Source organism: Phaeobacter sp. BS52, from assembly GCF_045040595.1.
GTDB lineage: Bacteria > Pseudomonadota > Alphaproteobacteria > Rhodobacterales > Rhodobacteraceae > Phaeobacter > Phaeobacter piscinae.
Genome location: NZ_CP090662.1, coordinates 1,163,862 through 1,185,794 on the forward strand (window position 1 = coordinate 1,163,862; position 21,933 = coordinate 1,185,794).

General features: G+C 59.0%; 14 protein-coding genes, 1 tRNA gene and 6 pseudogenes. 9 read left to right on the top strand and 12 right to left on the bottom strand.

Features of this window, described 5'->3' with window-relative positions; all coding sequences use genetic code 11:
- Positions 1-37 precede the first annotated feature (37 nt).
- Both L0Z65_RS05685 and L0Z65_RS05690 read right to left on the bottom strand, forming a co-directional pair.
- On the bottom strand, positions 38-793 hold the full coding sequence (locus L0Z65_RS05685; RefSeq protein WP_096868797.1) for an RlmE family RNA methyltransferase: 756 nt from the start codon (positions 791-793) through the stop codon (positions 38-40).
- A gap of 68 nt (positions 794-861) precedes the next feature.
- Positions 862-1,974: a Ppx/GppA phosphatase family protein gene (locus tag L0Z65_RS05690; RefSeq protein ID WP_014874712.1), complete on the bottom strand. Its 1,113-nt coding sequence runs from the start codon at positions 1,972-1,974 to the stop codon at positions 862-864.
- 324 nt (positions 1,975-2,298) lie between these two features.
- Here L0Z65_RS05690 and L0Z65_RS05695 point away from each other — a divergent pair, with 324 nt between their 5' ends.
- The 3 genes and pseudogenes from L0Z65_RS05695 (at position 2,299) to L0Z65_RS05705 (ending at position 4,623) form a co-directional block, all read left to right on the top strand.
- Entirely contained in the window at positions 2,299-2,595 is a 297-nt protein-coding gene (locus tag L0Z65_RS05695) for a virulence factor (protein ID WP_061049542.1), read from the top strand.
- 26 nt (positions 2,596-2,621) lie between these two features.
- A pseudogene (locus L0Z65_RS05700) lies at positions 2,622-3,557 on the top strand (methylenetetrahydrofolate reductase).
- A gap of 3 nt (positions 3,558-3,560) precedes the next feature.
- Positions 3,561-4,623: pseudogene (locus tag L0Z65_RS05705) on the top strand (methyltetrahydrofolate cobalamin methyltransferase).
- Positions 4,624-4,961: 338 nt separating this feature from the next.
- Here the strand turns inward: L0Z65_RS05705 and L0Z65_RS05710 are convergent.
- Both L0Z65_RS05710 and L0Z65_RS05715 read right to left on the bottom strand, forming a co-directional pair.
- Positions 4,962-5,038: transfer RNA gene (locus L0Z65_RS05710), tRNA-Arg, on the bottom strand.
- A gap of 240 nt (positions 5,039-5,278) precedes the next feature.
- Positions 5,279-5,848, bottom strand: a complete 570-nt coding sequence (locus L0Z65_RS05715; RefSeq protein ID WP_096871322.1) for a DUF882 domain-containing protein — start codon at positions 5,846-5,848, stop codon at positions 5,279-5,281.
- Between the two features lie 374 nt (positions 5,849-6,222).
- Between L0Z65_RS05715 and L0Z65_RS05720 the strand changes: the two genes are divergently transcribed.
- From L0Z65_RS05720 to L0Z65_RS05735, 4 genes are read left to right on the top strand one after another with little or no spacing between them, the layout of a single operon-like run.
- The gene (locus L0Z65_RS05720) at positions 6,223-7,857 is read left to right on the top strand and encodes a murein L,D-transpeptidase (protein WP_405112469.1); all 1,635 of its coding nucleotides are present in this window, start codon (positions 6,223-6,225) and stop codon (positions 7,855-7,857) included.
- Positions 7,858-7,895: 38 nt separating this feature from the next.
- Positions 7,896-8,969 carry a UDP-3-O-(3-hydroxymyristoyl)glucosamine N-acyltransferase gene (gene lpxD, locus L0Z65_RS05725; RefSeq protein WP_405111550.1) on the top strand — a complete coding sequence of 358 codons (1,074 nt, stop codon included), beginning with the start codon at positions 7,896-7,898 and terminating at the stop codon, positions 8,967-8,969.
- Between the two features lie 48 nt (positions 8,970-9,017).
- The gene (locus tag L0Z65_RS05730) at positions 9,018-9,272 is read left to right on the top strand and encodes an acyl carrier protein (protein WP_024097235.1); all 255 of its coding nucleotides are present in this window, start codon (positions 9,018-9,020) and stop codon (positions 9,270-9,272) included.
- Between the two features lie 28 nt (positions 9,273-9,300).
- Positions 9,301-10,509, top strand: coding sequence for a beta-ketoacyl-[acyl-carrier-protein] synthase family protein (locus tag L0Z65_RS05735; RefSeq protein WP_405111554.1), 1,209 nt, complete (start codon positions 9,301-9,303; stop codon positions 10,507-10,509).
- Positions 10,510-10,607: 98 nt separating this feature from the next.
- Here L0Z65_RS05735 and L0Z65_RS05740 read toward each other — a convergent pair.
- Positions 10,608-11,251: pseudogene (locus tag L0Z65_RS05740) on the bottom strand (invasion associated locus B family protein).
- Positions 11,252-11,793: 542 nt separating this feature from the next.
- On the opposite strand from L0Z65_RS05740, the gene L0Z65_RS05745 reads away from it, so the two are divergent.
- Positions 11,794-13,338, top strand: a complete 1,545-nt coding sequence (locus tag L0Z65_RS05745; RefSeq protein ID WP_405111557.1) for a helicase HerA-like domain-containing protein — start codon at positions 11,794-11,796, stop codon at positions 13,336-13,338.
- 97 nt (positions 13,339-13,435) lie between these two features.
- Here L0Z65_RS05745 and L0Z65_RS05750 read toward each other — a convergent pair whose 3' ends face one another.
- The 6 genes and pseudogenes from L0Z65_RS05750 to L0Z65_RS05775 form a co-directional block, all read right to left on the bottom strand.
- Positions 13,436-14,758, bottom strand: a complete 1,323-nt coding sequence (locus tag L0Z65_RS05750; protein ID WP_096871318.1) for a branched-chain amino acid ABC transporter permease — start codon at positions 14,756-14,758, stop codon at positions 13,436-13,438.
- Positions 14,755-15,765, bottom strand: coding sequence for a branched-chain amino acid ABC transporter permease (locus L0Z65_RS05755; RefSeq protein ID WP_040169148.1), 1,011 nt, complete (start codon positions 15,763-15,765; stop codon positions 14,755-14,757). Before L0Z65_RS05755 ends, L0Z65_RS05750 begins: the two co-directional genes overlap by 4 nt.
- Positions 15,765-15,950, bottom strand: coding sequence for a hypothetical protein (locus L0Z65_RS05760; RefSeq protein WP_118067943.1), 186 nt, complete (start codon positions 15,948-15,950; stop codon positions 15,765-15,767). Before L0Z65_RS05760 ends, L0Z65_RS05755 begins: the two co-directional genes overlap by 1 nt.
- A 305-nt stretch (positions 15,951-16,255) precedes the next feature.
- Positions 16,256-17,088 (bottom strand): annotated as a pseudogene (locus tag L0Z65_RS05765) (ABC transporter ATP-binding protein).
- Positions 17,085-17,873: an ABC transporter ATP-binding protein gene (locus L0Z65_RS05770; RefSeq protein WP_040169146.1), complete on the bottom strand. Its 789-nt coding sequence runs from the start codon at positions 17,871-17,873 to the stop codon at positions 17,085-17,087. Before L0Z65_RS05770 ends, L0Z65_RS05765 begins: the two are co-directional and overlap by 4 nt.
- 99 nt (positions 17,874-17,972) lie before the next feature.
- Positions 17,973-19,167 (bottom strand): annotated as a pseudogene (locus L0Z65_RS05775) (ABC transporter substrate-binding protein).
- Between the two features lie 478 nt (positions 19,168-19,645).
- Here L0Z65_RS05775 and L0Z65_RS05780 point away from each other — a divergent pair.
- Positions 19,646-20,753, top strand: a pseudogene (locus L0Z65_RS05780) (PQQ-dependent sugar dehydrogenase).
- A 31-nt stretch (positions 20,754-20,784) separates the two neighbouring features.
- Here the strand turns inward: L0Z65_RS05780 and L0Z65_RS05785 are convergent.
- Positions 20,785-21,789 carry a GlxA family transcriptional regulator gene (locus tag L0Z65_RS05785; protein WP_040169140.1) on the bottom strand — a complete coding sequence of 335 codons (1,005 nt, stop codon included), beginning with the start codon at positions 21,787-21,789 and terminating at the stop codon, positions 20,785-20,787.
- Positions 21,790-21,933 lie beyond the last annotated feature (144 nt).

The following is a 21,933-nucleotide window of genomic DNA, read 5'->3' on the forward strand; positions in this document are numbered from 1 at the left end:
AGGGGTCATCACCCCACCCGAACATGTCTAACTGGCGTTAGTCTTCCGCCGCGTCTGATGCATCGCCGCGAAAACCGGTGGCGACCACGAATTTCTCGGAGCTATCGGACCGCGAGGATGGCGGTTTGACATGGTAGACTTTGGTGAATTTCTGCTTCAGCAGTTTCTGCAACTCGCCCTCCGCGCCACCGGCAAGCACCTTTGCAACAAACGTCCCGCCATCCTCAAGCACATCGAAGGCAAAGTAGGCTGCCGTCTCGCAGAGGGAGATGATCCGCAAATGGTCGGTCTGTTTGTGACCGGAGCTGGCCGCGGCCATATCTGACATCACCACATCTGCCTTGCCGCCCAGCCACTCTTTGACTTTGTCGTCGGCACCGTCATCCATGAAATCCAGTTGGTGGAATTCGGCACCGGGCAGCGGCTCCACCTCTTGCAGATCGACACCGATGATACGGCCAACCGCCTTGCCTGGTTTTTCACCCAAGGCGTTGATCCGCTTGACCGCGACCTGCGCCCAGCCACCCGGCGCACAACCGAGGTCAACCACCCGCGCGCCGTTGATGAGAAACCGAAATTTATCGTCGACTTCCATGATCTTATAGGCCGCGCGCCCACGGTAACCTTCGGCCTGTGCACGTTTCACATAAGGATCGTTTAACTGCCGCTGCAACCAGCGGGTTGAGCTGAGCTTGCGCCCACGGGCGGTCTTCACCTTGACCTTCAGATCACGCTGCCCGCGCCCGGAGGTGTTTTTGCCAGTGGGTGTTTTTCCCGTGGGTGTCTTTGCCATATCCGCTGTTCCTTGTCGCCCGAGGCCCCATGTGGACCTGTTGTCGAACGCATCATTTCTATGGGCCCTTAGAACGGCCCGTCTTCCAACACGCCATCGGCGCTCATCTGTGCATAAAGCAGACCTTCGCGAAGGCCCCGGTCCGCCACCGACAGGCGATCTGTCGGCCAGCACCGCAACAAGGCCTGCAGAATTGCCGCACCGGACATGATCAGCGCCTGACGGTCCTCGCCAATGCGCGGGTCACTGCGGCGCCCTTGAGGGCCGAGTTCTAGATAAGAGCGGATCACCTTGTCAATCTGATCGCTGGTCATCCGCAGCCCGTCCACCTTGGTCCGGTCGTACCGCTTCAGCCCCAAATGGGAGGCTGCAACGGTTGTCACCGTGCCGGAGGTTCCGACGATCTGAAACCCCTGCCGGGTCTGCTCATCCTTATAGGGGGCAAAATCCGCAAGGTTTTCCTCAAAAAACCAGCTCATCAGCGCAAACCGTGCGGCATCGTCTTCGACATCGTGGAACTGATCGCGCAGCGTCGCCACCCCCAGAGGGACGGAGATCCAGTCCACCACCTTGGCGGCGGGGAAGGGGCTCTCTGCCGGGTGAAACCCCGCATGAAGCCGCATGATCGCCGAAGGACGATCGCGCCGCGGGATCGAAGAAATGTCAATCCAGACCAATTCGGTAGAGCCACCACCGATATCGACCACCAGCAACTGATCCGTTTTGGTCGACACCAATGGCGCACAGGAAATCACCGCCAGACGCGCTTCTTCCTCTGGTTGGATAATCTCCAGCGTCAGGCCGGTTTCGCGGCGCACCTGGCGAATGAACTCGCGCGCGTTCTTGGCACGGCGACAGGCCTCGGTCGCGACCAGCCGCATCCGTTTGACGCGGTTGCGCTTCAGTTTCTGCTGACAGATCCGAAGCGCCTGAATGGTGCGCGCCATGGACGCGCGCGATAGACGCCCGGTCCGCTCCAAACCGGCGCCCAGTTGCACCGACTTGGAGAAGCTGTCCACCACATGAAAGCCGCTGCCCTTGGGTTGGGCAATCAGCATCCGGCAGCTATTTGTTCCCAGATCGAGCGCCGCATAGAGCGCATCAGGATCTGGGCGGGCCGGTGCAGGGCTCTCTACCGCTCGGGGAAATGCGCCCGCACCTTTGGAACGCCTGGGCGCCATGATTCACGCCCTCCGATAATCGTGTTGATCCAAGCATATGTGGGCACATCGCTGCGTGCAAGATGGGCCGAGCGCCCCAATGACGATTTGCTGTCGCGCGAATTGACGTTTTTTGAACGGTTTTGAACGCTTTGCCGGTCAAATTCATAAAGCTGTTGAATATTATGAGGGAGCCACGCAGTAGCCAGCGCCGGGCCGCGTTGTTATCCAGAAGCGACCCGGAAAAAGGTCGCTCAGAACCAATGTCAGGTCGAAATCCGACGAACGCGCCCGGCGATGCCACACTAGAAACGCATTTACACAGACGCAAAGGAAGCCAAGGCAATGCCCGACGTCACCATCGTATACTGGCGCGACATCCCCGCTCAGATCATCGTCGGCAAAGGCCGTCGCGGGGCAAAACGCCAATTGGAAGAGCGGTTTGAACAAGCCATCGACCGCGCCGCCATGAAGGTGAATGCAAAGGACGCCGATGCCTATCTCGCAGAGTGGCGCAAGGCGGCGCCCTATGCGGTTGACGGTGAGCCTGCAGACATCGCAGAGGCCGAGGCCAAGCGTCTGGAAGCGGATTATGATCAGGACCGTCTGAAGACACTGATCGCTAACGACGGATGGGCATGAGCCTGACATCTTTATGGGAGGCCACGATGGCTTTGTTGAACTTCAAGAAACGCGATGCAGGCGCAGTCCAGCCCAGCAGCCCCGAGGTCGAGGCCTTTCTGGAAAACTATTCGATTGAGGTGATGCCGCGCACCGCCGCCAAGGTCGAGAATTTCCGCGATCTGCTGCCCGCAGGCACCCGCGTCTACATCGCCCATATCGAAGGCACCCCGATTGAGGAGATGGTGGAGACCGCCAAGCGCATCAACGCCGAGGGTTTCCCGGTGATGCCGCATTTCCCCGCCCGCATCATCCAGGACGAGGCCACACTGGCCGATTGGATCGCACGCTATCAGGGCGAAGCTGATGTCAAACAGGCGCTGCTGCTGGCCTAAGCGGCGTGGCCAAGCCGCATGGGGCCTTCGACAGCTCCATGCAGCTTTTGGAAACCGGGCTATTTGACAAGGCCGGTTTCAGCAATCTGCACGTGGCAGGTCATCCCGAGGGCAACAAGGATATCGACCCCGACGGCAGCATGAAGAACGTCTCTGATGCGCTTCTGTGGAAACAGAAATTCTCTGAGCGGACGGACGCAAAAATGGCGCTGGCCACGCAGTTCGCTTTTGAGGCAAAGCCAATTATCGAATGGGCAGACAGCATCAAGGCTGCTCGGCGTTGACCTGCCGATCCACATCGGTATCGCTGGTCCGGCCAAGCTGCAGACGCTGATCAAATTCGCCATCGCTTGTGGTGTTGGCCCCTCGTTGAAGGTTCTGCAGAAGCGCGCGATGGATGTCTCCAAACTGCTGCTGCCCTATGAGCCGACCGATGTGATCGCCGAGCTGGCCGCCCACAAGGCTGCCAACCCCGATTTCAACATCACCAATGTGCATTTCTTCCCGCTGGGTGGCATCAAGACCAACGCCACCTGGGCCATCAACAACGGCGGCGCAGCAGCGCAGCCGGTCAATTCCCAAGGATAAACAATGACCCGTACTGTCGTAGAATCTAAGACAAAAACCGCAATCCTGGGATTTGATGAGCCGTTCTGCGTGATCGGTGAGCGGATCAACCCCACCGGCCGCAAGAAGCTGGCGGCCGAGCTGGAAGCGGGTGATTTCTCCACGGTTGAGAAAGACGCGCTCGCGCAGGTGATGGCGGGAGCCAATATCCTCGATATCAATGCGGGCGTTGTCTACAACTCAAACCCGAACCCGAATGAAACCGAACCGCCGTTGATGACCAAGATCGTCGAGCTGGTGCAGGGCCTCACCGATACGCCGCTCTGCATCGACTCCTCGGTGCCCGGCGCGCTTGAGGCCGGCCTGCAAGCCGCCGAAGGCCGCCCGCTGCTGAACTCCGTCACCGGCGAGGAAGAGCGTCTCGAGCATGTTCTGCCGCTGGTTAAGAAATACAACGTGCCTGTGGTGGCGATTTCCAACGACGACACCGGCATTTCCGAAGATCCCGATGTGCGTTTCGCTGTCGCAAAGAAGATCGTTGAGCGTGCCGCAGACTTCGGCATTCCCGCGCATGATATCGTGGTGGATCCGCTGGTGATGCCAATTGGCGCGATGGCGACCGCCGGTCAGCAGGTTTTCGCTCTGGTCCGCCGCCTGCGCGAAGAGCTGGGCGTCAACACCACCTGTGGTGCCTCCAACGTCTCCTTCGGTCTGCCAAACCGTCACGGCATCAACAACGCCTTCCTGCCGATGGCCATGGGCGCGGGCATGACGTCCGCAATCATGAACCCGGTAGCTCTGCCGATCACTCAGAAAAAGATCGCAGAGAAGAAAGCTGAAGTTGAGGCCGCAGGCATCATCCTCCCCGAAGGAATGGAAGATGAAGCCTTCGTTCAGATGTTCGGTCTGGGCTCCACCAAGCCACGCGCCTAGCAAGGAGATGGAGGCCATCCGCGCCGCCAACCTGCTGACCAACAACGACCCCCACGGTGGGGAGTGGATCAGGGCCAACAAAGAGCCTGCAAAAGAAGGTGAAGAGGGCCGAGGCCGGGGAGGCCGCGCCGGTGGTCGCCGCCGCCGCGCCTGATCCGGGATCAGCGACAAGAATAAGAAAGGTCAGGCTTCGGTCTGACCTTTTTTTGTGAACGCCCGCACCGCGTTTCGCGTAGCCAACAGCAGGCACAGACGCAAACCGCGCAGTCAAAACGACCAGATCGGTCAGGGGCAAAACGAGCGACCCACGGGTAAAACCATTCCATCATGGACGCAGGCCGCTCTCTCCCGCCCCGGATTTGTCGGGATTAACCAATAATAGTGCGTGGGCGGAGCAGCGTCCACTTCTGCCGGTCTGACCGGCAAGCCCTTGCCGTCCAGCTGCACGCGAACATCGCGCATGTTCAGCAATCAGTTCTGACTTGGGAGATATGGCGCACCTGAGAGGATTCGAACCTCTGGCCTCTGCCTTCGGAGGGCAGCGCTCTATCCAGCTGAGCTACAGGTGCCTATATGCGTCGTATAGCCGTCACAGGGTGGGTCTGCAATGGCAAAAAACACCGGAACCATAATTCAATTCAGGCGTTTGTCATCTGTATGCAGTTGCTATGGACCCCGCATGACACGCCGTGAATTTCGCAGAAAAATCGCCTTTCGGGCACCGCGTTCTCGCGCAGCAAAAAACCCATGTTGCGTCACAACATGGGTTTGCAGAGCCTCGGGACAGGCGGTCAGAAATGGCTGTAGTATCAGCCGTTCCAGCTGCGAACGACACCACAGTCCATGTGTACAAAGTTCGACCCTCGGTATTTACCGACGCCACCCGCACGGCATGCTTTTGCTGCGTTGGCCATTTGCGTCACCGAGCGAGAGGACAGGCGCAGATCTGCCGCCTGACCACGCATGTGAAGAGAGTTTTTCGCAACCCCACGCGACCGGCTGCGCAACATGGCGTTGGTTTTCGGACTGCGATAGCCCGACAGCATCATATAGGGTTCGTTCACATCGAGGAGGTTGTGCGATGCAGCCATGATATCAATGGTGCGCAGGTCAATATCTTTGACCTGATCGTTGCGCCAATCGCGCATGAAGTGGTTCACTTCCTTCACTGCGTCCTTGATGTATTTTCCGTCAATCCAATACACCATGTCGATCCGCTCACCGGTGCGGCCTGAGAACATTCGGATCCGCCGAATGTCACCCGCGCCGCGCAAGAAGCCCGCTGCATTGGAGAAGGTCGGAGCGGCGACCAAAGTTGTTGCCGCAAACGCACCCAGTAGGGCACGACGGGAGAAACCCGATTTTTCAGTAGTAGCCATTGTCACTGCGCTGTCCCGTACGCCTGATGTCTCTGCCTGTGCCCGATGTTACGGACATGGTGTGGTCCTGTTTCCACGCGAGAACTGTATTGCACATACAGAATCGCGCGCCAAGTTTTGAATGTTGCAGCTCGACATGAACTGTGAATTTCGGCAATTTTTTGCGCAAAAGGGAAATAAATGGTTAATTTCCCCTCAATGTGTCGTGGCCGCCACGGGCCGTATGCGTCTTATTGCGACCCATAAGACGCAGGTGCCTGTTGCCTGTTTGCGCTGATCAAAATGTGAATGGACAGCGAGGGCTGGCGTTTACCAGGATTTCATGTAGGCAACCGCAGACTGTGAAAAGCAATTCATTTGAGGACCGTACCCATATGTCGCCTGTCATTGTGATCCGTGCCATTTCGACTGTTGGCCCGACGCTGAAGGCGGGGCTGTTTGCGCTTGCGCTTGGCGGCTTTGCACTCGGTGCACCGGATGGTGCGACCGCACAGGTGACCGCGTTTAAGCAAGCGGTTGCCGAGGCGGCCTCGGCCAGCGATCCGGTGGCGCAGTTCTACCGCGAGACAGGGTACACCGCGATCTGGACCGGAAGTGATGATGCCGCCCGTTCCCGTCGCGCCGCATTGTTCCGCGCTCTGGGAGAGGCGCCGATGCACGGGCTTCCGGATCGGACATCGGAAATCAACGCATTGATGAACGTATTGAAGTCGGTCCAGACCACGCGTGATCTGGGTCGGGCCGAGGTAGCGATGAGCCGCGCCTTGGTTGGTTATGCCAGTGATTTGCAAACCGGGCTCCTGCAGCCGCGCCAAATTGATGATGGCATCGTCCGCAAGAAACATCAGCCTGATTTTGCCGCCTACCTGGCTGGCATGAGTGATCAGGCGCCGGTTGCCTATCTGCGCAGCCTCGCCCCGCAAAGCGCCCAATATCAGGCCTTGCTGCGTGAGAAGATGCGCCTGGAGGCACTGCAGCAGGCAGGTGGTTGGGGGCCGCAGGTCGCGGCCAAGAAACTGGAAAGCGGAGACAGCGGCCCAGCCGTCATCGCGCTGCGCAACCGCCTTATCGCCATGGGCTACCTTCCGCGCAGTGCCGCGCGTAGTTACGACGGCGCGCTGGAACGCGCGGTTCAGGCGTTTCAATCGGACCATGGCCTTAACGCTGATGGTGTTGCCGGTGGCGGCACCCTCGCGGAAATCAACAAACCGGTCTCGGCGCGGTTGAAGTCGGTTCTTGTCGCAATGGAGCGTGAGCGCTGGCTGACGCCCGAGCGCGGAACCCGCCATGTTCTGGTGAACCAGACCGATTTCACCGCCAAGATTATCGACAACGGCGAAGTGACCTTTGTGACGCGCTCCGTCATTGGCAAAGACAATGCAGACCGACGCTCGCCGGAGTTCTCCGACGAGATGGAGCATATGGTCATCAACCCCAGCTGGTATGTTCCACGCTCCATCGTGACCAAGGAATATCTGCCCAAGCTGCGCAACAACCCAAATGCGGTCGGCCACATCGAAATCACCGACAGCCGCGGCCGCAAGGTGAATCGCGCCACTGCTGATTTTTCCAAATATACCGCGCGGACTTTCCCTTTTGCGATGCGTCAGCCGCCCAGCCGCAAGAACGCGCTTGGCTTGGTCAAGTTCATGTTTCCGAACAAATACAATATCTACCTGCATGACACGCCGCAGAAGAGCCTCTTTCAACGGGAGGTCCGCGCCTTCTCGCATGGCTGTATCCGCCTCGCGCAACCCTTTGAATTTGCGTATGCTTTGCTGGCGCGCCAGACTGAAAACCCCAAAGACTTCTTTCACCGCATCCTGAACAGCGGGAAAGAGACCAAAGTCGTTCTGGATCAAAAGGTGCCGGTGCATATCATCTATCGCACCGCCTTTGTAACGCCGAAGGGGCAGCCAGAGTACCGACGCGATATCTATGGCCGTGACGCCAAGGTATGGGCCGCACTGGAACGGGCAGGGGTGGTGTTGCCGGGCGTACAAGGGTAATCCTCGGGCCCAAAGGCAACAGACCGGAAGGGCCCGACATGTTTACAGTCCGCGAAATCGCCGCCTCGCTTCAGGCAGAGGCTGAGGGAGATCTGGATCTGACGGTGCTGCGGGCCGCTGAACCTCAGGATGCCGGGCCGGATGATCTGGCGATGGCGATGGCCCCCAAATATGCCGAGAGCCTGGGCGAGGGCAGCGCCCGTGTGGCGCTGGTCTGGGAAGGCGCCGACTGGCAGGCCATGGGCCTACAGGCGGCTATCTTTGCGCCACGCCCCCGCTTGGCCATGGGCGGCATCACCCGGCTGCTGGATCCCGGACAGGGCTTTGACACAGGCATTCACCCCAGTGCCGTTGTCGACCCTACCGCCGAATTGGGCGAGGGCGTCTGTGTTGGCCCGCTGGCGGTGATCGCCGCAGGCGCGCGCATTGGGGCAGGCTCGGTGATCGGCCCGCAATGCCATATCGGAGCGGATGTGACCCTCGGCCAGAACGCCCAGCTGCGCGAATCCGTCAGCATTGGCGCGCGCGCCACAATCGGCGACCGGTTTCGTGCCCAACCCGGCGCGCGGGTTGGTGGTGACGGGTTTTCTTATGTCACCCCGGAGGTGTCAGGCGTGGAAACCGCCCGCAAAACAATGGGCGATCAGGGCGAGAGCAAAGCGCAAAGCTGGCTGCGCATCCATTCGCTCGGTGCCGTGGACATTGGAGATGATGTCGAACTTGGCAGCAACTGTACCATCGACAACGGCACCATCCGCAACACGGTGATCGGCAGCGGCAGCAAGCTGGATAACCTTGTACATGTCGGCCACAACACCCGTGTGGGCCGCGATTGCCTGCTCTGCGGACAGACCGGGATTTCCGGCTCGGTCGATATCGGCAATAACGTTGTTCTGGGCGGGCAGACCGGCGTTGCAGACAATCTCTTCATCGGTGATGGCGTGATCGCAGGCGGCGGCACCAAGATCCTGTCCAATGTTCCGGCAGGCCGCGTGGTGATGGGATATCCGGCTGTCAAAATGGAGACACATACCGAAATGTATAAGGGGCAGCGGCGCCTGAGCCGCCTGATGCGCGACATTGAAGCGCTGAAGAAGGCGGTTTTCAAATAACGGCGCAGCCACTACATGACGCAAAATACCATTGATCAGGGATCCCCTATGAGCACGCAGGACAAGGTCATCGCCATCATTGCCGAACAGGCCGTGCTGGAGCCATCAGATGTGACACTCGACAGCACACTGGAGGATCTGGGGATCGACAGCCTCGGCCTCGTTGAGAGCATCTTCGCCATTGAGGAAGAGTTTGATATCACCATTCCCTTCAATGCCAATGAACCGGAGAAAAGCGATTTCGACATCTCCAACGTGGCGGCGATCATCGCGGGTATCGACACGCTGATTTCAGAAAAATGACCATGCGGGATCGGGTTGGAGACGACGGATGAACCGGGTTGTCATCACCGGGATGGGCACGATCAACGCGCTTGGCCACACCGTGTCAGAGACCATGGCCTCCATGGCCGAAGGGCGCTGCGGCATTGGCGAACTTGAGTTTCAGGATGTTGATCGCCTGTCCATCCGTATTGGGGGCCAGGTGCGCGGCTTTGAGGCGGAGGGACGTTTTAATCGCCAACAGATGAGCCTTTATGACCGGTTTACCCAATTCACATTGACTGCCGCCAAAGAGGCGATAGACCAATCGGGCCTGGAATTTCATGGCGAGCTGTCGCAGAAATCCGGCGTGGTACTGGGCACGGCAGGCGGTGGTGTCTCGACCTGGGACGATAACTATCGGTCTGTCTATGAGGCGGGGAAAAATCGGGTCCATCCCTTCGTCGTGCCCAAGCTGATGAACAACGCCGCAGCCAGCCATGTGTCCATGGAACATAATCTGAAGGGGCCCAGTTTCACGGTCTCCACCGCCTGCGCCTCCTCCAATCATGCGATGGCACAGGCGTTTCAAATGGTCCGCTGCGGTATGGCGACGGTGATGATTACAGGCGGATCTGAATCGATGCTGTGCTTTGGCGGGGTGAAGGCCTGGGAGGGGCTTCGGGTGATGTCACGCGATGCCTGCCGCCCCTTCAGCGCCAATCGCAATGGGATGGTACAGGGCGAAGGGGCAGGTGTCTTTGTTTTCGAAGACTACGAACACGCCCGTTCCCGCGGCGCCGATATCATCTGTGAGGTCATCGGCTTTGCCATGTCATCGGATGCCGCCGATATCGTGATGCCCAGCAAACAGGGCGCGGCGCGGGCCATTGCAGGCGCTTTGCAGGATGCGAGGCTGAACCCGGAAGATGTCGGCTATGTCAACGCCCATGGCACCGGAACTGCGGCCAACGACAAGACAGAGTGCGCGGCCGTGGCCGATGTCTTTGGTCCGCATGCTGACAATCTGATGATCTCCTCCACCAAGTCCATGCACGGCCATCTGATCGGCGGCACAGGCGCGGTGGAACTGCTGGCCTGCATCATGGCGCTGCGCGACGGTATCGTGGCGCCCACCATCGGCTATGAGGAACCCGATCCCGAATGCGCGCTTGATGTGGTGCCGAATGAGGCACGGCAGGCTGATGTGACTGTCGCCCTCAGCAATGCCTTTGCCTTTGGCGGGTTGAACGCGGTGCTGGCCTTGCGGAAAATCTGAGTGGTCAGCGCCATATCCATCGGCAAAACATAAAAAAACCGCCGCGATCCTAGCCAGGATGCGGCGGTTTTCTGTTTCGGGCGTCTGTGTCGGACGGCTTACTGTTTCACCACATCCACAACGTTATAGCTGCACGGTAAAGCCGCTTAGCGACAGATCCATATTGATCACCTGATCAGGGGCAGGTGCCGGGCGCAGGCTCAATGTGGCTTTCTTGCCTTTCTTGAAGGCTGCGATATCGGTCTCGGTAAGGCCAATCTGCGCCACACAGCCCATCGGGTTGCAGAACGAGTAGTTATACCGTTTGCCCGGTGCGCCATCGATGGAGATGGTCAGCGCCGCTGGCAACAGCGTTTCCAGCGGAACGATGACCGTGGCGCTGAGCGACGGCCTGGCTGCCTTCCTGATTGATCCGGAACATCGAAAACTCCGCCATCGGGTTCCCGGACGCATCGGTCATGATCTGCAGCAGTGAGCAGGGGTCGTTGTCTTCTTCGGTCTTGACGCAGGCCAGATCCCAATCACCGTGGGTTTCTTTGGAATAGCGCTGGCCCAGTTGCGGGCCGTCCTGTACGGGCTGGCCAAGATCCAAGACGTCATCGGCCTTTGGGGCCTCCGTCGTGGCCTCTGCGGCGGGCTGGCTCTCTTCGGTCTCGGCCGCCCCAGCGGTGTCCTGCGCCATCACGGGCAGCGGCAGCGCCATCAGCGCGGCCAGGGTCATCGGGGTCAGGGACTTGATCATGATTGCCTCATCTATCCTGTGTTATCGGCCCGATGTAGCATGCCCGAAACCCGGTGTCAGTCCCATAACCATCTGACGCCCCAGCACTGGCGGGGAATTGATCGGATTACACGTCAGAGATGGAAGCAGCTGGATTAAAACAAAAAAGGGAGCAAAAATGCCCCCTTTTTCGTATTTTTTCTCCCCGTCGGACTGGCCGACTTAGTTATTGGGAGGACGTTACGAAAGGGTCGGCCATCGGTCAACATGCAAAGAGAAAAAAATGTCGCAGTTGAGGGATTAATTGACGCCTTCGCATGACGCGCGCGCAATGGGCACGAAACACGCCTGACGTGCAGGCGCAATCTCCCGGACTGCCCGGAAACACGGCAAAAAAAAGGCCGTGCCCGAAGCACGGCCCAGTCTGACAGGGAGGAAATGTCCGCCGAACCAACCGCATGATGGCCGACGGGCAATTATCACTCTCGCATTCAAAGGTTAATTTTGTATTTTCATTTCACAGAAACCGCAGCGTGCGGGATGACAACAGCCGGGGGCAGATCATGCAGGACAAGTTATTTATCGGGGGTGGGGGTGAAAACTATGCGGATCCACAGGCGCTGACGCTCAAATACGCCAATCGTCACGGGCTGATTGCAGGGGCCACCGGCACCGGCAAAACCGTAACTCTACAGATCCTGGCCGAGAGTTTTTCCAATGCCGGAGTTCCGGTTATTCTGTCGGATGTAAAAGGGGACCTCTCCGGCCTTGCGAAATCCGGCAGCGCTACGCACAAACTGCACGACGCCTTTACCAGCCGGGCAGAAAAAATCGGCTTCGGCGATTACCGCTACCACGCCTGTCCGGTCACCTTCTGGGATCTCTACGGCCAACAGGGACATCCGGTGCGCACCACCGTAGCGGAGATGGGGCCGCTGCTTCTGGCGCGATTGCTGGAGCTGAGCGAGGCACAGGAGGGTATTCTGAACATTGCCTTCCGTCTGGCCGATGAGGAAGGGCTGGCGCTGCTGGATCTGAAGGATCTGCAGGCGCTGCTGGTCTGGGTCGGGGAAAACCGCGCCGATCTCTCGCTGCGCTACGGCAATGTCTCCACCGCCTCCATCGGGGCGATCCAGCGTCGGTTGCTAGTGCTGGAAAACCAGGGCGGTGCGCAGCTCTTTGGCGAACCTGCGCTAGACCTTGCTGATCTGATGCGCTGCACGGCGGAGGGGCACGGCATGGTCAATATCCTCGCCGCAGACAAGCTGATGGCCGCACCGGGACTATATGCAACATTTCTGCTGTGGCTCCTCAGTGAACTGTTCGAAGAGCTGCCGGAGGTTGGCGATCCTGACAAACCGAAGTTGGTCTTCTTCTTTGACGAGGCGCATCTGTTGTTTGATGACGCCCCCAAGGCGCTGATCGACAAGGTGGAGCAGGTGGCCCGTCTGATCCGTTCCAAAGGGGTCGGGATCTATTTCATCACCCAGAACCCGGCTGATGTGCCGGAAGACATCCTTGGCCAGCTTGGCAACCGCATCCAGCACGCCTTGCGTGCCTTCACCGCGCGCGATCGCAGGAACCTGCGGATGGCGGCGGAGACCTATCGAGAGAACCCGCGGTTTTCGACCGAAGAGGCCATTCGCGAGGTTGGCGTCGGCGAGGCGGTCACCTCCATGCTGCAGAAAAAGGGCATCCCCGGTGTGGTCGAGCGGACGCTGATCCGTCCGCCCAGTTCTCAGCTGGGGCCGATCACTGCTGCGGAGCGGGCGGCGTTACTGCAGACCTCGGATATGGCCGGGAAGTACGACCAGACCAGCGACCGGCGCTCCGCCTATGAAATCCTCGCCGAACGCGCAGCCAAGGCCGCAGCCGAGGCTGAGGCAGCAGAAGTGGCAGCCGAAGCCGCACCAGAGCCGATGGCGCGTGAGTATAACGCCGGGCGGCGCTACTCCGGCAACCGGGTCAGCCGGTCGTCGTCACGGCGGATGAAACCGCGCGACAGCTTTACCTCAGCCATGTCCGAAGCAGTAATCAAGGAGTTGAAAGGCACCACTGGGCGGCGCCTTGTGCGCGGCATCCTTGGTGGGTTGTTCAAGGGACGCTGAGCGCCACCAGAACAAAAGAAAACGCCGCCCGAGATATCCACGGGCGGCGTTTTTTGTTTCAGGGGTCCGCATTTGAACCCGCTACGCACCTTCGACTTTACCGTTCCGGGATCAGACCACGGGGGCTGAACCGCAAGACCAGCAACAGGATCAGACCCATGGTCAGCAAACGCATATGCGACGCGCTTTCCAACAGATGCAGCTTCAGCGCGTTGGTGTCGGACATGCCTGCCGTCACGGTTTCAATCAGCAGGATGCCCATCGGCTCCACCTTGATCCAGAGGAACCAGATCAGCAGGCCACCCAGCACCGCGCCAAAGTTGTTGCCGGACCCGCCGACAATCACCATCACCCAGATCAGGAAGGTGAAGCGCAAGGGATTATAGGTGCCCGGTGTCAGCTGGCTGTCCAGCGTGGTCATCATCGCCCCGGCAATACCGCAAATCGCAGAGCCCAGAATGAAGATCTGCAGATGGCGGCGGGTCACATCCTTGCCCATCGCCTCGGCGGCCACCTCATTGTCGCGAATGGCGCGCATCATCCGGCCCCAGGGGCTCTTCAGTGCCATCTGCGCCATCCATAGCAGCGCCAGCAACACAACCGTGAACAACAGCGAATAGCCCAGCTTCACATAGAGCGTGGAGGCCAGAACCGGATCCAGACCATAGTCCGCAGCCTTGGCGACAAACGCGGCATCGTTCTGCAAATCGACCTCATAGGGCAGGGGCCGGGGCAGGCCGACAACGTTCTTCACGCCGCGCGACAGCCAGTCCTCGTTCTTCAGAACCGAGATGATGATCTCTGCAATCCCCAGTGTCGCGATCGCCAGATAATCCGAGCGCAGACCCAGCGCCGTCTTGCCGATCAGCCAGGCAACACCGGCGGCCAGCAGGCCACCTGCGGGCCAGGCCAGCAGCACCGGCAGGCCAAGGCCGCCAAGATTACCTTCAAGCGCGGGGTTGATTGCCTCGACGCCCGCCACCGCCGGATCAAAGATCGCCCGGTAGACTACGAATCCCAGGATCAGCACCGCCAGCAGCACCGCAATACGCAGTTTGCCCGCAGGCACCATCCGCATCGTGGCAACCGCCGCAACCAGCGTCATCGCCCCCATGGCCAGCGCCATGATGATCCCAACGCCGCCCTGGCTCCAGGCGCCCGGTGTTGGCGCGGTGGATACCAGCACAACCGCCAGACCGCCAAGCGCTACAAACCCCATGATGCCAACGTTGAACAGGCCCGCAAAGCCCCACTGAAGGTTGACGCCAATCGCCATGATGGCCGACACCAACCCCATATTGAGGATCACCAGAGCCGAGTTCCAAGACCCGGAGAAGAAGAGGAAATTGGTGCTGCCTTCAAGCAGGATCAGCACACCAACAAACAGAAACAGCAGGGATGTTTTGACTGTCTCGCTCATACCACTTTTCCTTTAAAAAGGCCCGTGGGCTTGAACAGAAGCACGACCACGAGGATCGCAAAGGACACGGCGAATTTGTAATCCGTGCTCAGAAGCTGGACGAGGCCATCCGGCTTCATCGTTTCCGGCACAACATAGGTCAGCACCTTCTTCCAGGCGTAGGTGATCGTCACCTCGGAAAAGGCGATGATGAACCCACCCGCGATGGCACCAACAGGGCTGCCCAGACCGCCAACGATGGCGGCGGCAAAGATCGGCAGCAGCAGCTGGAAATAGGTGAAGGGTTTGAAGGATTTGTCCAAACCATAAAGCACACCGGCAATGGTCGCGAGGGTCGCAACGATCAACCACGTGTACATCACCACGCGCTCCGGGTTGATGCCCGAGAGCAGAGCCAGATCCTCATTATCGGAATAGGCGCGCATGGACTTACCGGTGCGGGTTTTGTTCAGGAACCAGAACAACAGCGCCACAACCACAACCGCAGTGATCACGGTGATGCCTTGGGTCGTCTTGATTGCCAGACCTTCGCGCAGTCCAGTCAGCGCCTTGAAGTCACGCGCAGAGATAATGAACCGCTCGCCATCGGAAAACCGCTGATCCCCCGGCCCGATGATGAATCGCACAAGGCCGTTCATCATGAACATCACGCCGAGCGAGACCATGACAAAAATCACCGGCTTGGCCTTTTGCGCGCGATAGAACCGATAGACGGTGCGATCGGTGATCAGCATCAAGAGCATACAGCCCGCGATACCAATAGGCAGCGCAAGCAGCGCGGTCGGCAGGGGACCAAAGCTGATGCCCATAGACTGGAACCACCAGGTCACCAGAATGGTGATCATGGTGCCAAAGGCCATGGTGTCACCATGGGCGAAGTTCGAAAACCGCAGCACCGAATAGATCAGTGTCACGCCAAGCGCACCAAGCGCAAGCTGGCTGCCATAGGCGATTGCCGGAACCCCGACAAAATTGGTAAGCGCCACAAGGGCGTTGAGGAAGTCCATTATTTGTCCTCTTGGCAGGTGCCAGTATATTTCACTTGCGAGGGATACCCCGTGGCACTTCGCTCATCCAGTGAGACATTGTTGCCGGTCATCAGCAGCAGCCAGCTGTCGATAGATGTGTCCGCAGGCGGAACTTTCGCAAACATCACGGACGAAGCAAGCCCCACAAACGGAGCAAGCGACATGAACTCTTCCGAGTCTCCTTGTGTCCAGGCAAATCGAGCCATGCTCGAGCACTCGCTTCTTGTGAGAGCATTGCCAGGGTGATTTTCATGTCAATGGGCTCGGCCGGACATCTTGGAACTGTCTTGCAATCAGCGGCATCGTTGGTGGTGCATTCCTGAACGGAAATACACTCAGGTTCCAGGTAACAGCTGAGAGTCGTCTCACCTTGGTTAGAGAGAGCTGCAACAGGGCTGACCGCAATACAAAAAGCGAGAGCCACACTGCGGTTCGTTGCGGCCGATTTTTTTAACAGAGGCATATTCTGTCACCCTCCCAAGAAGGATTTGCGTACTTCGGGATCGGCGAGCAGCTCTTGACCGGTGCCGGTATAGGCATTGCGCCCCTGCACCAGCACATAGCCTTTGTCCGCGATCTCAAGCGCTTGTTTGGCGTTTTGTTCAACCATCAGGATCGGCAGCCCGGTGCGGGCGACCTCAATGATACGGTCAAACAGTTCATCCATGACGATGGGCGAGACACCCGCTGTGGGCTCATCCAGCATCAGCACCTTCGGCTTGGTCATCAGCGCGCGGCCCACGGCCACCTGTTGGCGCTGCCCGCCGGACAGCTCACCAGCGGGCTGGTTGCGTTTCTCACGCAGGATCGGAAACAGCTCATAGACCTGCTCCATCGTGTCGGAGAAATCATCCGTGCGGATAAACGCGCCCATTTCCAGGTTCTCTTCCACCGTCATCGAGGTGAAGATATTGCTGGTCTGGGGGACAAATCCCATGCCCTTGATCACCCGGTCCTGTGGGGTAAGCTGGGTGATATCCTCACCGTCCAGACGCACAGCACCAGACCGCACATCCAGCATGCCAAACACGGCTTTCATCGCGGTCGATTTGCTTAAGCACCGTTGGGACCGACGATCACCGCGATCTCGCCCTTGTCGACCGCAATCGTGCAGTCGTGCAGAATATCTGGACCCTTGCCGTAGCCGCCGGTCATGGTGTCACCAATCAGGAACGGTCCGCCATCAACCTTCGTTGTTGGCCCACTTTTGCTATGCGCTGGTTGCATTGTCCCGGCGCCATGCGGGTTGGTGATCGAGGCGTCACGATTGCCATGATCGTTCTGGTAGGGGTTGTCGCTCATGCGCCCGCCTCCAGTTTGTCTTTGTTTTTCAGCCCAGTGCCGAGGTAGGCTTCGATCACCTGCTCATTGGCCTTGATCTCGTTCAATGTGCCTTGTGCCAGCTTCTTGCCCTCAGCCATGCAGATCACCGGATCGCAGAGGCGGCCGATGAATTCCATGTCGTGTTCAATCACAACAAAGGTATATCCGCGCTCCTCGTTGAGGCGCTTGATGGCGTCAGCGATGGTATAAAGCAGGGTGCGGTTCACACCGGCGCCGACCTCATCCAGAAAGACGATCTTGGCATCGACCATCATGGTCCGGCCCAGCTCCAGCAGCTTCTTCTGGCCGCCAGAAACCTGTCCGGCCTTTAGATCTGCGATATGGCTGATTGTCAGGAACTCCAGCACCTCATCGGCCTTGGCCCGCAACGCGCGTTCCTCATCAGCGATGCGTTTGCGGCCGAACCAGGTGTTCCACAGGCTTTCACCCGATTGGGTGCCCGGAACCATCATCAGGTTTTCACGGCAAGTCATCGACGCAAATTCATGCGCGATCTGGAAGGTGCGCAGCAATCCCTTGTGGAACAGCTCATGCGGCGGCAGTCCGGTGATATCCTCACCATCCATCGTTACCCGCCCGGAGGTGGGCGGAAGGACGCCAGCGATTACATTGAAAAGAGTGGTTTTTCCGGCGCCGTTTGGCCCGATCAAACCGGTTATGGAGCCCTTAGCGATTTCTAGCGATGCGCCATCAACCGCGTGGAACCCGCCGAAGTGCTTGTGCAAGTCCTCGACGACGATCATGTCATTTCATCCCCCACCGTCTTTTTGACGGCTTTTGAATTTGGAACAGCCCGGGCAGAACCCGGGCTGATCATCTTGGTTTGATCCGGTGTTAAGGGATCAGCGGAATTTCACGGTGGCGTTGGCGCCGTCCTTGACTTCGATTTCACGGTAGGAGCCTGCGCTCTCACCGGGGCCGATCAGCTCCACCCCAGTGGCACCTTCATAGTCGATGTCGCCGCCATTCGCGAGGATCTCAAGCGCTTTGCCCAACTCACCAGGGTTGATTTTCTCACCCGGTGCGTTCGCCACTTCGAGGATCTTGGAGCCATAATCGGCCGGATCCTTGGAGTTCGCGGCCTGCATCGCCAGCATGAACAGCGCTGCCGCATCATAGCTTTCCGGCGAATAGGCGGAGGTGCCGTCAAAACCGGCGGCTTTGGCCAGCTCAGCATAGATGGCAGCGCCTTCGCTGTCAGAGCCTGCGATCTGGCCGAAGGAGCCGTCAAGATCCGAGCCGATGTTCTTGGGCAGGGAGTCACCGATCATACCGCCGGGCAGACCGAAGGTGTCATATGCGCCGGAGTCGAGCGAGGCTTGGATGATGCCCAGACCGCCCTGGTCCAGATAGCCTAGCCACAACCAGAATATCGCCACCAGCGGAGGCCAGCGCCGCAACTTCTGCGGAGTAGTCGCCTTTGCCATCCTCATGCGCGGTCACGATGGTGACTTCGCCGCCCACCTCCTCGAAGGAGGATTTGATCGCGTCGGCCAGACCCTTGCCGTAGTCGTTGTTGGTGTAGGTCAGCGCGATGGAGTTGATTCCACGCTCTTTTAGCACTTCTGCCATGACCTGGCCTTCGCGGGCGTCAGACGGCGATGTGCGGAAGAACAGGTCATTGTCTTCCATCGAGGACAGGCCCGGCGAGGTGGCGGAGGGCGAGATCATCACCATGCCGTTCGGGATGGCAACGTTCTGCAGGATCGCGCCGGTCACACCGGAGCAGTCACCGCCAATGATACCGTTCACACCGTCAGCGACCAGTTTTTCGCCGTTCGCGGTGGACAGGCCATTGTCGATGCAGCCAGTGTCCGCGCGCACAGGGGTGACCGTGGCGGAGTCCAGCAGTTTGCCGGATTTGGTGACCTCTTCCATCGCCAGTTCCGCACCCGCACCCATGGCAGGGGCCAGCGATTCAATCGGGCCGGTAAAGCCGAGAAGGACACCCAGTTTCACTTCCTTGGCGTGACCACCTGCAAATGCGGTGCCAGCAGTCAGGGCAGCGGCCGCTGTGGCCATCATCAGTTTTTTCATTTTTGAAACTCCCATTTGTTGGAACTTATTTGTTCAAATCGGACCCTAGGCAAGCACGGGAAAAAAGGAAAGGCCTCTAGCGCCAACAATCGGCAGGTTTTTTGGTGGGTCCGCTGACATTAGAATGTTCACAACCACATAGGCGGAACTGCGGCTGCGCAACCCTGTCAGAGCAGCGATCAGCCCAGTTTCATTGACGTCGCAAGTGCCTGCGTCAGCGTCGTTTTCCACGTTCGGACCGCCTGAAATTGGGTCGAATGCAAAACCGTGCTAATCTTTGATAAGGCGCCCCTTGTCAGAGCGGCAAGGGCGCGCACCGGGTGGTTTGAACGAGAGGCGACAGCAGATGAGAAGGCCCGCTATTCGAAGAATCCAAATCTGTCATTCACATATATATCCGAGCCGGTCTTCAGCGGCAGCGCTGGCGCGTCCTCGCATCCCGCTTTTTGGGCGCAGATCATCCAGCCGCAGGGGCGGCATGACGTCGTGGCTTGTCACGATCACCTCTGGCGCCGCCGTGCTGCTGGCGCTGGCGACTGGGGCATCAGCGGAGGCGCTGAGCAGCAGCCAGGGCGCGCTACGGATCGAGAAGATGGCGCAGGGGCTGGATATCCCCTGGGGCTTTGATTTTCTCCCCGACGGTTCGCTGCTGATCACAGAGCGGGCTTGGCAATCTCCTCCTCCTGAACGAGGGCCGTCTGACACGGATCAAGGGAACACCGAAGGTGGCCGATCAGGGGCAGGGTGGTTTGCTTGATGTCATGGTCCCGAAGACCTTCGCCAAAACCCGGCGGATCTACCTCACCTATGCAAAACGGGTTGGACGCGGTTCTGCAACTGCCGTCGCCACCGGCCAGCTGGCCCGGCGCAACACGCAATTGCAGGGGCTGCGGGATATCTTTGTCGCCGCGCCAGCCGTCAGCAGTGGCCGACATTTTGGATCGCGACTGGCCGAAGGACCTGATGGCCATATCTATGTCACGCTTGGGGATCGCGGTGACCGTCAATCGGCGCAGGTTTTGGCATCACATCAGGGCAGTATTCTGCGGCTGACACCCGAAGGCTCCGTGCCACGCAGCAATCCCCTGATCAAACGCCGGGGCGCCCAACCCGAGATCTGGTCCTACGGGCACCGCAATCCGCAGGGGTTGAGCTTTGCCGCCGATGGCAGCCTCTGGTCGGTCGAACATGGCGCCCGTGGCGGAGATGAGGTCAACCGTATCGAAAAGGGAGCCAACTACGGCTGGCCAATCATTTCATACGGGCGCCATTATTCCGGGCTGAAAATCGGCGAAGGCACCGAGAAACCGGGCCTGAAACAGCCAGAGCACTACTGGGATCCGTCGATCGCGCCCTCCAATCTGCTGGTCTACTCCGGCAAGATGTGGCCGGAGTGGCGCGGCGATATCTTCGTTGGTTCGCTCAAATTCGACTACATTGCGCGCCTGTCAGGCGCCCCGCTGAAAGAGGTCGAGCAGATCAAAAACAATCAGACCGGCCGCATCCGAGACCTGCGCGAGGCCCCGGACGGCAGTCTCTGGTTTGCCTCGGAAACCGATGGCGCGATCTACCGGCTGTCGCGCTGATAGGCGGCGCCCCGCTAGACAGCTGCGAGGATCACATCGCAGGCGGTGCCGACTTGCTGCCGCGCTCGCGGTATGGCGTGGTGTCATAGTGGGCACGATAGCATTTTGAGAAATGCGACGGTGAGGCAAACCCGCAGGCAAGTGCCACGTTGATCACACTCATATCGGTCTGCATCAGCAGGTTGCGTGCCTTTTGCAACCGCAGCTCCATGTAATAGCGCTTCGGTGAGCGGTTCAGATAGCGGCGGAACAACCGTTCAAGCTGACGGGTCGACATGCCCACATTCTGCGCCAGAATTGATGGGCTGATCGGTTCCTCGATGTTGGCCTCCATCATCTGGATCACCATGGAGAGTTTCGGATGCCGCACACCGATCCGCGTGGGAATCGACAGGCGCTGAGTGTCCTGATCGGTGCGAATCGAGGAATAGATCAGCTGGTCCGCTACGGAATTGGCGATATCCTCCCCATGATCGCTGGCAATCAGCTTCAGCATCAGATCGATGGAGGAGGTCCCGCCTGCGGTGGACATCCGGTTGCCATCAATGACAAACACCGACTTCGTGAGCTCAACCTCGTCGAATTCCTCATTGAAACTATCGGCATTTTCCCAGTGAATCGTCGCTCGCTTGCCATCCAGCAGTCCCGCGCGCGCCAGAGAATAAGAAGCGGTACACAGCCCCCCGATCTTCAGCCCCTTGCGGGCCTCGCGGCGCAGCCAGGACAGCAGCTTTTTCGTGGTGGCCTCCTGCACCGAAATGCCGGAACACAACAGAATTGTGTCATCGCGCTGCAATTCCACCAGATCGTCATCAACCTGGAAGGATGTTCCTGCCGAACAACTCACCGTGCGACCGCCCTCAGCCAGCAAGGTCCAGGTGTAGACCTCACGTCCCATCATCCGGTTCGCGATCCGCAGGCATTCCAGCGCGGAGGCAAACGAAAGCATGGAAAAACTATCCAGCAAAACAAAGGCATAGCGCCGGGTTTGGGGGCCTGTGGCCGGGCTTGTTGTGGGCTTGCTTTGCGTCCGCATGGCCAGCGTCCTTATTCAAAATCTCTGTTTTTCGCAAAGCCGGATTTTGCGAAATTCGGGCACCGTGTTCACAGCTTCGCGGTGTCGTCAAGACTTTGCAAATCTAAACTGGTCAGCGCGGGTGCGATTTCGTATAGATGTCCT